This window comes from Streptomyces triticisoli (assembly GCF_003270085.1).
Lineage (GTDB): Bacteria > Actinomycetota > Actinomycetes > Streptomycetales > Streptomycetaceae > Streptomyces > Streptomyces triticisoli.
Map to the genome: position 1 here is coordinate 1 of NZ_QFDQ01000289.1, position 11,458 is coordinate 11,458.

General features: G+C 68.7%; 12 protein-coding genes and 1 pseudogene. 7 read left to right on the forward strand and 6 right to left on the reverse strand.

What is annotated here, in order from left to right:
• Window positions 1–234 precede the first annotated feature (234 nt).
• Window positions 235–381: pseudogene (locus tag DEP02_RS32315) on the forward strand (IS5/IS1182 family transposase); the annotation flags it as partial.
• On the opposite strand, the gene DEP02_RS32320 reads toward DEP02_RS32315, so the two are convergent.
• The gene (locus tag DEP02_RS32320; RefSeq protein WP_112471228.1) at window positions 371–727 is read right to left on the reverse strand and encodes a hypothetical protein; all 357 of its coding nucleotides are present in this window, start codon (window positions 725–727) and stop codon (window positions 371–373) included. The pseudogene DEP02_RS32315 and the gene DEP02_RS32320 overlap by 11 nt on opposite strands.
• A 155-nt stretch (window positions 728–882) precedes the next feature.
• Entirely contained in the window at window positions 883–1,278 is a 396-nt protein-coding gene (locus DEP02_RS32325) for a PPOX class F420-dependent oxidoreductase (RefSeq protein WP_112471229.1), read from the reverse strand.
• 251 nt (window positions 1,279–1,529) lie between these two features.
• Here DEP02_RS32325 and DEP02_RS32330 point away from each other — a divergent pair, with 251 nt between their 5' ends.
• Window positions 1,530–2,768, forward strand: a complete 1,239-nt coding sequence (locus DEP02_RS32330) for an IS701 family transposase (protein ID WP_112471230.1) — start codon at window positions 1,530–1,532, stop codon at window positions 2,766–2,768.
• A 34-nt stretch (window positions 2,769–2,802) separates the two neighbouring features.
• Entirely contained in the window at window positions 2,803–3,273 is a 471-nt protein-coding gene (locus DEP02_RS32335) for an AAA family ATPase (RefSeq protein WP_198668696.1), read from the forward strand.
• A 173-nt stretch (window positions 3,274–3,446) separates the two neighbouring features.
• Here the strand turns inward: DEP02_RS32335 and DEP02_RS32340 are convergent, their stop codons facing one another.
• Complete coding sequence (locus DEP02_RS32340) at window positions 3,447–4,277, reverse strand: hypothetical protein (protein ID WP_112471231.1); 831 nt, start codon at window positions 4,275–4,277, stop codon at window positions 3,447–3,449.
• A 343-nt stretch (window positions 4,278–4,620) separates the two neighbouring features.
• Here DEP02_RS32340 and DEP02_RS32345 point away from each other — a divergent pair, with 343 nt between their 5' ends.
• Window positions 4,621–4,821 (forward strand): hypothetical protein, encoded by a 201-nt coding sequence (locus DEP02_RS32345; protein ID WP_198668697.1) that lies wholly within the window; start codon window positions 4,621–4,623, stop codon window positions 4,819–4,821.
• A gap of 123 nt (window positions 4,822–4,944) precedes the next feature.
• Here the strand turns inward: DEP02_RS32345 and DEP02_RS32350 are convergent, their stop codons facing one another.
• Window positions 4,945–5,376 carry a nuclear transport factor 2 family protein gene (locus DEP02_RS32350; protein WP_112471236.1) on the reverse strand — a complete coding sequence of 144 codons (432 nt, stop codon included), beginning with the start codon at window positions 5,374–5,376 and terminating at the stop codon, window positions 4,945–4,947.
• Window positions 5,377–5,468: 92 nt separating this feature from the next.
• Between DEP02_RS32350 and DEP02_RS32355 the strand changes: the two genes are divergently transcribed.
• The gene (locus DEP02_RS32355) at window positions 5,469–6,038 is read left to right on the forward strand and encodes a PadR family transcriptional regulator (protein ID WP_112471232.1); all 570 of its coding nucleotides are present in this window, start codon (window positions 5,469–5,471) and stop codon (window positions 6,036–6,038) included.
• Window positions 6,025–6,849: an SGNH/GDSL hydrolase family protein gene (locus tag DEP02_RS32360; protein ID WP_112471233.1), complete on the forward strand. Its 825-nt coding sequence runs from the start codon at window positions 6,025–6,027 to the stop codon at window positions 6,847–6,849. Before DEP02_RS32355 ends, DEP02_RS32360 begins: the two co-directional genes overlap by 14 nt.
• 35 nt (window positions 6,850–6,884) lie before the next feature.
• Here DEP02_RS32360 and DEP02_RS32365 read toward each other — a convergent pair whose 3' ends face one another.
• Window positions 6,885–8,504 (reverse strand): IS1182 family transposase, encoded by a 1,620-nt coding sequence (locus tag DEP02_RS32365; RefSeq protein ID WP_232839379.1) that lies wholly within the window; start codon window positions 8,502–8,504, stop codon window positions 6,885–6,887.
• A 418-nt stretch (window positions 8,505–8,922) separates the two neighbouring features.
• A complete protein-coding gene (locus tag DEP02_RS32370) occupies window positions 8,923–10,479 on the reverse strand; it encodes a GMC family oxidoreductase (protein WP_332872034.1) in 1,557 nt (518 codons plus the stop codon).
• A 239-nt stretch (window positions 10,480–10,718) separates the two neighbouring features.
• Between DEP02_RS32370 and DEP02_RS32375 the strand changes: the two genes are divergently transcribed.
• Window positions 10,719–11,458 (forward strand): DUF4158 domain-containing protein (locus tag DEP02_RS32375; RefSeq protein ID WP_157977593.1); only part of this gene is annotated, 740 nt, incomplete at its 3' end.

Below are 11,458 nucleotides of genomic sequence, written 5' to 3' on the forward strand. Positions count from 1 at the left end.
ACAGCACCATTTCCAGAAGCTGACCTACAACCAACTTCCTTCCATGCTCAGGACGCAATACCAGGGGCTTTACGTCTGTCCGCAGCCGGGTACAGCCCGTCCGACCTGCCCACGCATGGGCAGGTTCACACCCCTTCGCGTAGATCATTTCGCTGAGAAAACCTCACTGACAACCGGTCCGAAAAGCACCACACAGAGCGATCAAGGAAGGCGCGAACAGGTCAAATCGTCCCGGTCGTCGAGAGGACGGTCTCCTGGCTCGCCGGCTGCCGACGCCTGCACCGCCGCTACAAACGCAAGGCCGAGCACTTCCTCGCCTTCGTCGGTCCAGCAGCACTTCTGATCGGCTACCGCCGCATGGCCAGGACCATCAGGGCCTGAGTTGTCTCTGCTGGGGATCGAAGCAGACCAGCCCCATTGAGCCCGCGAGGGCTGCCGCATAGGCGGACGCCCCTTCTGCTCTGTCCCACCGCAATGCGAAGTAGATGACTGGGCCCCTGGCCTCACTGATCAACGGCCCCGCGACCCAAGGGGACGTCTCCTCCACATCCTCGGTGGTGTCACACCACCGCTCCAAAAGTGCTCCGACGTAGGCCGCGATGCGTTCGGACGGAGGTTCCTCGTCCTCACCGTCGAGATAGCGGTCGTACAGGTCGTTGAAGACCCGGCCGGCGGTCTTGTCATCCGCCGGCCGCTTGCCTTCCCAGACAGCCAGGTCGTAGCTCATGCCCGGAGGCTCTCACACCGCACTGACAGACATACAGCACTCTTAACAGCCAAAGGAAACGGCGCCTTAGTACTCCAGCCGTAGATCGTGATCACATGCGAACCAGCGCCGACAGCGCCTGTGCCGAACTTGTCCCGGCACAGGCGCTGTTGGCCTCAGGCAGAGAAGCCGGAGATCCTCTGCGGAGTCACTCGGACGACTAGCCGGAGGACATCGTCCGACTCGGCGGGCGGGTCCTCGCCGAGGTACTTCTGCGAGAGCTTGCGCGGAAGCGACTTCTCCCGGTCCTCGATCAGTTCGACGGTGCCGCGGATGTCCACGGAGTGGTACGGGTTCTCGGTGTCGTAGACGGTGAGGCTGACCCGTGGGTCCCGGGTGAGGTTTCGGGCCTTCTGTCGCCCTGCCGTGGTGGAGAACAGTACCGCGTCTCCGTCCCTTGCTATCCAGACCACCGAGGTCTGTGGCCCGCCGTCCCGGTTCAGCGTCGCGACGGTGGCGAAGTTCCTCCCGTCCAGAAGCTTGCGCGTCTCCTCGTTGAACGCCACTGACACGGCCTCACCCTTCTGTCCAGCATTCCGTATGTTCACTGCTTGCGTGGAACGGATGCGAGGGCTGAGTTCTTCCCGATGCAGGATCAAATAGCTGGCACCCGGTCGTGCTATCGCGATCTTGCTGGTTCGGGGCGGTGTTGGGGACAGCTGCGGCCACCGTTGATCATCGGTGTGTGAAGACAGAAGATCATGCGGTGGCCGCAGGTCACAGCGTAGACCCTGCCCGCTGGCAAGAAGCGTTCGAGGTCCTGATGGGGCGGATCGCGGGCCGGTTCCCCCGGGTCGAACCCCGCCGCCGGATACGGTCGTTGGTGCTCGGCCTGCTGGCGGACCTGCCGCGCAAGAACTGCTGGACCATCGCCGAGTGGGCCGGGGAGGCGACCCCGGACGGCATGCAGCACTTGCTGAACCGGGCCAAGTGGGACGCCGATGCGGTCCGCGATGATCTGCGCGACTACGTGGTCGAGTACCTGCACGACGACCAGGCGATCCTGGTGGTTGACGAGACCGGCGATGTGAAGAAGGGCACCCATACGGTCGGCGTCCAGCGCCAGTACACCGGCACCGCGGGCCGGATCGAGAACTCCCAGGTCGCCGTCCACCTGGTCTACGCAGGCCAGCGCGGACACGCCGCGGTGGACCGGGAGCTGTATATACCGCGCTCGTGGACCGACCAGCCGGACCGCTGCCGGACCGCCGGGCTCGACCCGGACATCGCGTTCGCCACCAAACCCGAACTGGCCACCCGGATGATCGCTCGATTCCTGGATGCCGGCCACCACGCCCAGTGGGTGGCCGGCGACGAGGTCTATGGCGGCAACCCCAAACTGCGCAGCGCTCTGGAGGGACGCTCCATCGGCTACGTGCTCGCGGTGGCCTGCAACCACGAAGTCACCACCCGGGCAGGGAAGTTCCACGCGGACGCCCTGGCCAAGAAGCTCCCCGAGCGGGCCTGGCAGAAGCTGTCCGCCGGAGCCGGTGCCAAAGGGCAGCGCTTCTACGACTGGGCGGTCATCGGCCTGCCCGACCCTCGCCCCGGACACCGCCACCTGCTGATCCGCCGCAACCGCATCACCGGCGAACTCGCCTACTACCGCTGCTACTCGCCCCAGCCCGTGCCGCCGACGACGCTGGTGCGGGTCGCGGGGTCAAGGTGGCGCATCGAGGAGACGTTCCAGTCCGGAAAGGGCCTGGCTGGACTGGACGAGCACCAGGTCCGCCGTTACGTGTCCTGGTCGCGCTGGGTCACCCTGGCCATGCTCGCCCACGCCTTCCTTGCCGTCGTCCGCGCCGACGAGCACGCCCGACACCCCGCCACGGACGAGTTGATCGCGCTCACCTGCAATGAGATCGCGCGCCTGTTCATCACCCTCGCCGCCCAGTACGTTCACGACGCGGCCCACCGACTGCGCTGGTCCCACTGGCGACGCCGCCACCAGGCCCGATCCCAAGCAAGCCACTACCACCGCCAGGCCACAGCCCAAGCGTGATCACGATCTACGGCTGGAGTATTAGGCTCGCTCCGTGAAGGTCTTGATCACCGGGATGTCGGGCATCGGCAAGTCGACAGCACTCCACCACTTGCGCCAGCGCGGGCACCGCACGGTGGACACCGACACCGACGCCTGGAGCCATTGGGTGACACTGCCGGACGGTTCGACCGACTGGATCTGGCGGGAGCAGGCCATCACCGACCTGCTCACCAGCCACCACGAGGGCAGCCTCTTCGTTGCCGGTTGCAAGACCAACCAAGGCCGGCTCTATCCGCAGTTCGACCACATCGTGCTGCTGAGCGCACCTGCCGAGGTGCTGCTGGCCCGCATCGCAGCCCGGACCACCAACCCCTACGGCAAGCAGCCCGAAGAACGAGACGCCATTCTCCACCACCTGGCCACCGTCGAACCGCTGTTGCGGGCGACCGCCACCGTCGAGATCGACGCCACCGCACCCATCGAACACGTCGTTCAACAGTTGGAGGAACTCACGCTGCCCTGACCTCGGAACCCGGAGCCTGGGGAATCCGTGATCGTCCACCACCGATACCTTGCCGACGACCGCCCCGCCGGAACACCCACCGGCGGGGCGTCACCATGAGAGCCCGTCGGCATCGTGAACGCTGCCTTCATCGGCATTTTCAACGCCGGACAACAGAGTGGTCGAGAGCGCCGTCATGCCTGCTCCCTGGTGATCTGCTCGACGGCGTCGGCCAGGCGCTGGGGCTCGGGGGCGGAGCGCCCTGTGCCGGGTTCGGGGAGGGGGCGGGCCAGGAGGTCGGCGAACTCGCGGTCGGCGGCGGCCTCGGCCCGGTACTGCTCGGCGCTGCTGCGGTGCTCGTCGGCGCGGTCCGGTTCGAGCTTGCCGAGCTCGTCGAGCAGGCCGGCGGCGGCGTCGTGCACCTCGGCCCGGCGCCGCAGCGCCCCGGCCCGGGCGGCCGGGGCGGTGCCGGCCAGGGCGCGGAAGCGGCGGGTCAGGCCGTCGGTTTCGTCCTTCAGGCCGCGCAGCCGGGCCTCTAGGGCTGCGGCGCACACGCGGCGGACCCGCGCGGCCTCGGCGTCGGGGAAGCGGACGGCGTCCAGGCCGGAGCTGAACGCGTCGCGGGGGCGGTCGTCGTCCAGGCGGGCGTAGGCGATGTCCAGGGCGGCCGCGGCGTCCCAGGCGGTCAGGCCGCTGCTGCCGCCGAGGGCGCGGCGCCCGGCCGTCGCCCAGTCGTCCGGCCCAGCGCCCGTGCACGGACTGCCGGGTGATGCCGCCGACGGCCGCGCCGATGGCGGCCCAGCTGGTGCCCTCCTCGCGTTCGGCGACGACGGCCTGGGCAATGAGGGTGTCCAGCCGCTCGCGCAGGGCGAGGGCGCGGCGCAGGCGGTCTCCGGGCGGGGCGCCGGGTCGGGCGGGATCAGGTCGTGGGCGAGGTCGCCGAGTTTCTTGGCGCACAGGCCGAAAGAGACCCGGACCTCGTCCCTCGGGGACAGGGTGGGCGGCGGCGTCGGGGCGCCGGTCATGCCCGTCAGGCTATCCCTGACGCACTCGCCCGCCCGGCCTGGCCCTGCCCTGGCTTGTGCGTCACGCCCAGCCTGTGCATGAGCGGCCGTCAGGCAAATCCGTCCTCTCCGCATGGGTCGGCAGAGGCTGACGGGCCGGAACGTCAGGAGCCCCCTCCGCAAGGCATTTCGTCGGCCTGTGCCTGACATCGGCCAAGCAGCAGGCCTTCCCTGACGGTCTCCGGGTTTCCCGGACCGCGGCGTCTTGGTGGTAAGGACGGCTATTCGTCGGGGGTGAGTGGTCGGCAGCGACCCGTCCTGCTGGCGTGACTGTGCAGTGTCGGTCGACGGATGGGCTCCTGGCATGGACATCCGTGTAGAGATCATCCGGGAGGTGAGTCAGGAACTCGTCGACGCTTTCAGCAGGTTGCTTCCGCAGTTGTCTTCGACCGCCAGGTCCCTCGACTACGAAGCGCTCGGCCGGATGATGACCTGTGATGCCAACACAGTGCTCGTCGTACGAACGCCTGATGCGATCGTCGGCACCCTTATTGGCGCTCTCTAAAAATAAATCCCCAGGGCTGCTCACCGTCCCACTCGCATGCACAACGGGCAGTCGGGGGATGCCGCGGCCTCAAGAGTCGACCGGCTCCCCGCCACGGGAGTCTGCGGCAGGCAGGGTGCGCGTCTACTGACCGGAGGGCGCTGACACGAGGCCCTCTGCGACCAGGCCGGCGAGGACCGCTTCACCGAGGGTTTGGACTGCGGACTGGGGGCGGACCATGACAGTGATCTCCTTGACCCGGTCGTCGTTGTCGAAGTGCAGCAGGTCCATGCCGTGCATCTCCTTGCCGGCCACCTTGGCACGGAAGAGAAGCGCCGCCGACGGGGCGGACGTGCCATCAGAGCTGGTCTGCGAAGCGCCGGTGTAGTCGCCGACGTAGCGGAAGTCCTCAAACGTTCGCAGCAGGACCTGGAAGAGGCCCAGCACCATCGGCTTGCCCTCGAAGGGGTTGAACTTCACCGGGCTGTAGAGGCGGATGTCTTCGGTGAACAGCTCGTCCAGTGCCGCGAGGTCACGGCGGTCTACGGCACCACGGAATCGGTCGGCAGTCGACATGACCAGCCCCCTAGTCATAACGATGATTAATCTGTTTCATTACTAGCATGGCTTGCACTACCGGCGACAGAGGCATGAAGGAGAAAGTCCCGATGGCGCTAAGACACGCCGTGCTGGCGGCGCTGCTCGACGGGGAGCTCAGCGGGTACCAACTGGCCAAGGCGTTCGACCTCGGCGTGGCGAACTTTTGGCACGCCCAGCCGCAGCAGCTCTACGCCGAGCTGTCCCGCCTGGAGAAGGGCGGGCTCATTGCGGGCCGAGAGGTGGTCCAGGAGACCCGGCCCAACAAGCGCCTGTTCCACGTGACCGAAGCCGGGCTGGCGGAACTGGGAGATTTCACGGCCGCTTCCGCGAAGCCCTCCTTCATCCGCGACGACCTGGTCGTCATGGTCCAGGCCGCCGATCACGTCGACAGCCAGGCCCTGATCGCGCAGCTCTCCGAACGCGCCGCCTTCGCCGAAGCGAAGATCGACCTCTTCGGCAAGATGCTGCGCAGTATGCGCGGAGACCATACGGAGGAGGAGTTCCTGCGCCACTGCGACCCCATCGGCCCGTACCTGACGTGCATGCGCGGCCTGGCCTTCGAGCAGGGCAACCGCGACTGGTGCCAGCACACGATCACGGTTCTGCAGGAGAGGCGGCAGGCCCATGCCCACCACTGACGCGGCGTACAGCCGCTACGTCGCGCTGGGCGACAGCCAGACCGAGGGCCTGGGCGACGGTGACGACACCACCAGCCTGCGCGGCTTCGCCGACCGCCTCGCCGAACACCTCGCACGCGACAACCCCGGCCTCGTCTACGCCAACCTCGCTGTACGAGGTCGCCTCGCCGCGCAGATCCACGCCGAACAGCTCGCGCCCGCCCTGGCGCTGCGCCCCGACCTGGCCACCGTGGTCGTCGGCGTCAATGACGTCCTCCGCCCCCGCTTCGACGCCGACCACGTTGCCGGCAACGTGGAAGCGATGTTCGCCGCCCTCACTGCCCAGGGCGCCCACGTCGCCACTCTCACCTTTCCCGACCCAGCCCGCATCACGCCACTCGCCCGCCCCCTCACCCCGCGCGTCACTACCCTCAACCAGCGCATTCGTGAGGCCGCCCGCCGCCACGGCGTCACCGTCGTCGAAACGGGCCACCACCCCGTCGTCACTGACCCCCGGCTGTGGAGCCCGGACCGCCTCCACGCCAGCCCTCTCGGTCACCAGCGCATCGCCGCTGCCCTCGCCCACGCCCTCAACCTGCCCGGCGCCGACGACACCTGGACCCACCCCCTACCGCCGGGGACACCCACGCCCACCGGGTGGCGCGCCGTCACCGGCGAACTCCGGTGGGCCGCCAGTTTCCTTGGCCCCTGGCTCACCCGGCGCCTTCGCGGTCGCTCCTCCGGCGACGGCCGCACCGCCAAGCGCCCACAACTCATCCCGGTGGGCATGCCGAGCGGTCCCGTGCCACCGCCTCACGGTGAGCAGGTCTGACCTTGACTCTGTCGGGGATCTTGGAGTTGCCGAGGTCAGGTACCCAGGGTGCGCCAGGACTTCGGCCGGGGGATCTCGTGCTGATCGAGGTAGGTCTGGAAAGCGGTCGGTCGGCGTGGCCGGGGTGCTTCCGCGGTCGGTGGGAGGCCGCTGAGGCGCTCGATGTTGACGGCGATGGCGGTCAGGACGTGCTGGAGGTGGACCTTGCCCTGTCCTCGGTAGCGGCAGCGGCGCATGCCGTGGCCGTGGGCGAACTCGTTGACCGTTCCCTCCACTCCGGAGCGGACCGCGTAGCGGGTTTTCCACTCGGGTGTCTGTTGCTCGGCACGGATGCGGAGTTGCAGGTCGCGGAGTTCTCGCGGAGGAAAGCCGACGGTGCGGGTGCTTTCGCGGGAGGTGGTGCACTGGGCGCGGGCCAGGCAGGGGTGGCACTGGCTTTTGGTGAACCGTGCCACGATCAGCGGAGCCGCGGTGGGCGAGGAGGTCGGGTAGGGGCCTTGCCAGCCCTGGCTGACCTGCCCCTGGGGGCAGGTGACCTGCCGGCGGTCGTGGTCGATGTGGAAGTCGTCCCGGGCGAAGCCCTCGCCTCGGCGGTGTTGCCGGGTGGGATCGCCCCGGAGCGGTCCGGAGACGGTGACCTGGTGATCACGTGCGGCTTGTTCCAGGTGGGGCAGGGAGGTGCAGCCGCTGTCGACCAGGTGCTCGGCGGGCAGCAGGCCGCGGCGGTGCAGGCGGGTGTGGATGCCGGGCAGGACCTTGCTGTCGTGGGTGGTGGATGCGGTGGTGGCCACGTCCGTGATCACGTTGGGGCCGTCGGGAGCACACGTCTCCGTCAGATGGGCGGAGAACCCCTTCCAGCTGATGATGTGCCCGTGGCGGGCATAGCGGGCCGAGGTGTCGTACGGGGAGACGATCGCCCGGGACGAGGGCGGCAGCCCGGGCCCGTCTTCCGTCTCGGCGGTGCGCCAGCGCAGGTGTCCTGCGGAGTCGCGGTGGTAGTTCTGCACCACGATCTGACGCAGGGCCTGGACGCGAAGGCCGGACACGCGGTCTGCTCCGTGCCGGTAGAGGTGTTCCAGGAGCCGGACGGCGTCGTTGCCGGTGGCGAGGATCCTGGTCTTGGGCTTGGTGGGGTTCTTGCCCAGGCGGACCGGACGGCCGTAACGACATCCCCACTCCTCGTCGACCAGCTCGTCCAGCAGGTGCGGGGCGGTGCCGGCGACTTCCTCCAGCGCGGCACGTACCGCCTCGGTGACCATCTCCAGCCGGGTCAGGTCACGCACCGCGGCCAGCACATGGGTGGAGTCGGTGCGCTGCGTGGTGCGCTCGCGCACCAGACCGGCGTCCTTGAGGCGGGCCAGCGCGAGGTCGAGGAGGCGGTCGGCGCGGTCGCCCTCGGTGAGACGTTCGCGGAAGTCGGCCAGCACGCTGTGGTGGAAGCCGGGATCGTCCAGCTCTATGGCCATGGCGTACTTGAAGTCGATGCGGCAGCGGACCGCCTCGGCGGCCTGCCGGTCCGACAGGCCGAGCAGGAACTGCAGCACACAGACGGTGGCCAGCTGGGCGGGCGAGAGGCCGGGGCGCCCGTCGCGCGGGTACCAGTCGGCGAAGTCCTCGTCACGCCACAGCCCGTCCAGGCGGTCTCTCACCCACATCGCCGCCGTGCCATCCGGGTTGCTCGCCCGCGCGATCTGCGCGGTCAGAGGCGGGACTTGCTCACCGGAACGAGGACGGGGCGACAACGGACACCTCGGCAACTGCATGGGCTCTCGGAACATCCCGAGCATGCCCGCCGATCACGCCGGCGCACCGGGAAACTTCAAGATCCCCGACAGAGTCAAGCTGAGAACAGGGCCGACCAGGCATTCACCACCGGCCTGGCCCACGCCCGCGCCGCCTTCCACGGCCACCTCACTGCTTGACACGGATCTTGCCACTGCCGTGCGCCTTGTCCGCCCCGACGCCGGCGGGGGTGCGACGCGGACGGCCACGTCCCTTGCAGGGCCCGCGAACTTTCTCCATGACCGGTCCGAACGGGGCGCAGTCCGCCCGCTGCCCGGTCTGATGTCAGGGTCACGCCCGTGTCGGGAGACCGCGGATCATGTCCGCCGCCTTTTCCGCGATCATGATCGTGGGTGCGTTGGTGTTGCCCCGCACCACGGTGGGCATCACCGAGGCGTCCACCACCCGCAGGCCCCTCACGCCGTGCACGCTGAGCCGGGAGTCCACGACGGGGCCGATGGAGCAGCTGCCCGCCGGGTGGTAGAGGGTCTGCAACTCGCGCCGGGCGAAGTCGAGCAGGCCGACGTCGTCCGTGGAACGCGGTACGCGGAAGTCGGCTCGGCGGTGCTTGCGCAGGCCGGGCCGGTCGGCGATGTCGAGCAGTATCCGGAGCGCCCGGATCATCGTGGCGCGGTCCTCCTCGGTGGTCAGATAGTTGTGCAGGATGCGCGGTTTGGCGCTGGGGAGCGCCGACCGCAGGGAGATCCTGCCCCGGCTCGTGGGGGTGAGCAGGACCGCGCCGAGCATGAAGGCGTGGTCGGTCACGGGGCTGATGCCCTCCTCGTAGAACATCACCGGCGCGGCGTTCACCTGGATGTCGGGGGCGTCGAGTCCCTCGCGGGTGCGGTGGAAACCGCCGGCCTCGCCGACGTTGGAGGTGAGCGGGCCGCGGCCCTCGGTCTCCAGCAGGCGCACGTTGTCCGGTGTCTCGGCGGTGAACAGCGACTCCGTGTCGGTGAGGTAGCACAGACCGACATGCGGATGATCCTGCAGATTCTCCCCCACTGGAAGATCGACGCGGGGCGTGATGCCGTGGGCCGCCAGCTCACCGGCCGGGCCGATGCCGGAGAGCATGAGCAGGTGCGGCGAGTTGTAGGCGCCGGCCGACAGCACGACCTCCCCTTCGGCGTGCAGGCACAGCAGTTCGCCGTCCCGGTCCACCTCGACGCCGGTTGCACGCTCGCCGTCGAGCAGCACGCGGGTGCACTGAACACCGGTCAGCACATCGAGGTTCGGCCGGGACAGGGCCGGCCGCAGATACGCGTCCGCCGTGCTGCAGCGCAGACCGTCGCGCTGAGTGAGGTGGTAATAGCCCACGCCGTCCTGTTCGAGGCCGTTGAAATCGCTGGTGCAGGGGTGTCCGGCCTCCTGGGCGGCCGCCACGTATGCGTCCATCAAGGGATGCCGGGAACGGCCCTCGCTCACCGTGAGCGGCCCGCCGGTGGAATGCCACGGGGACGTGGCTCCCGTGAAGTCCTCGGCGCGAAGGAAGTACGGCAGGACATCCTGCCAGCTCCACCCGTCGGCGCCGGCCGCCGCCCAGGCGTCGTAGTCGCGGCGATTGCCGCGGATGTAGATCATCGCGTTCATCGACGAACAGCCGCCGAGCATCCGGCCGCGGGGCAGGTAGCGGCGGCGGCCGTCCAGCCCGGGCTCGCACTCGGTGAGGTAACTCCAGTCGTACTTCGTCTGGAAGAGTTTGCTGAACGCGGCCGGAACGTGGATGTCCGGGGCATCGTCCACCGGGCCGGCCTCTATGAGAAGAACGCGCGTCCTCTCGTCCTCGGTCAGACGGCCGGCCAGCACGCACCCCGCCGACCCTGCACCCACGATGATGTAGTCGTACACCTGTCCCCCTCGCCCGACGTGGCTGCTCGACTCCCTTAACTCAAGCCGCATCGGCGGGCGGACGACACCCTGCTGTCGGCCATTGTCGACGCCGCACTCCTGCGGTGTGGGCCCTGTTCTCGTATAGCTACGGCGAACGGACATGTAGCGCTGTGTGACTGCTGTAGTCGTCGTTTCCCCTCGCCTGGCGCCTCGTTGAGCTGAACGAGTGATCTCGGGCGTGGGGCGAGGAGTACGGGGTGCGGCAGGACTGGGAGCCGGAAGACCTGATCGAGGTCTGGACGCTGCTGGAAGACGATATGAAGCGGGTGCGGAACAAGTCCGGGGCGACTCGGCTCGGGTTCGCGCTGCTGCTCAAGTTTTTCGAGGTGGAGGCCTGGTTCCCCGAGTCGGCCCAGGAGGTGCCGACCGCCGCGGTGGAGTACGTGGCCCAGCAAGTCAAGGTGCCTGCAGAGGCGTGGTCGGACTACGACTGGCAGAGCAAGGCGATCCAGCGGCACCGAGGCGAGATCCGGGCGGCATACGGGTTCCAGGCGAACACCGAGGAGGACCAGGACCGGCAGGCCGCGTGGTTGGCCACCGAGCTGTGCCCGGTGGAGCTGTCCCGTGACCGGCTCGCGGCGGCCGTGGTGGCCCGGTGCCGCAACGACCATATCGAGCCGCCAGCGCCCGGGCAGGTGCGGCGGCTGGTGGGCAAGGCGATCAAGGACTTCGAGAAGCGGTTCTGTCGTAGCACGCTGGACCGGCTCAGTCACACGACCCGATCGCGGCTGGAAGATCTGATCGCGGGTGACGGCACCGAGCACGGCTCGGACGGCGAGGGCGCGGTGGCTGGGGGCGGGCGATCGCAGTTCACCGAACTGAAGACGGACCCCGGCGCCCCGGGCCTGGAGTGGAGCTTCCCCGTGATCTTGGACACTCGATGCTTACGCCACGAGGACGTGTTCTTGTTCGAGGCGCTGCCGGGTCTCCAGCGGGG

Bases quoted from the DNA above. Each gene is read 5' to 3' on its own strand.
- DEP02_RS32320 (WP_112471228.1), bottom strand. From the start codon at position 727: ATGAGCTACGACCTGGCTGTCTGGGAAGGCAAGCGGCCGGCGGATGAC.
- DEP02_RS32330 (WP_112471230.1), top strand. From the start codon at position 1,530: ATGGGGCGGATCGCGGGCCGGTTCCCCCGGGTCGAACCCCGCCGCCGG.
- DEP02_RS32340 (WP_112471231.1), bottom strand. From the start codon at position 4,277: ATGACCGGCGCCCCGACGCCGCCGCCCACCCTGTCCCCGAGGGACGAG.
- DEP02_RS32345 (WP_198668697.1), top strand. From the start codon at position 4,621: ATGGACATCCGTGTAGAGATCATCCGGGAGGTGAGTCAGGAACTCGTC.
- DEP02_RS32350 (WP_112471236.1), bottom strand. From the start codon at position 5,376: ATGTCGACTGCCGACCGATTCCGTGGTGCCGTAGACCGCCGTGACCTC.
- DEP02_RS32355 (WP_112471232.1), top strand. From the start codon at position 5,469: ATGGCGCTAAGACACGCCGTGCTGGCGGCGCTGCTCGACGGGGAGCTC.
- DEP02_RS32360 (WP_112471233.1), top strand. From the start codon at position 6,025: ATGCCCACCACTGACGCGGCGTACAGCCGCTACGTCGCGCTGGGCGAC.
- DEP02_RS32365 (WP_232839379.1), bottom strand. From the start codon at position 8,504: ATGTGGGTGAGAGACCGCCTGGACGGGCTGTGGCGTGACGAGGACTTC.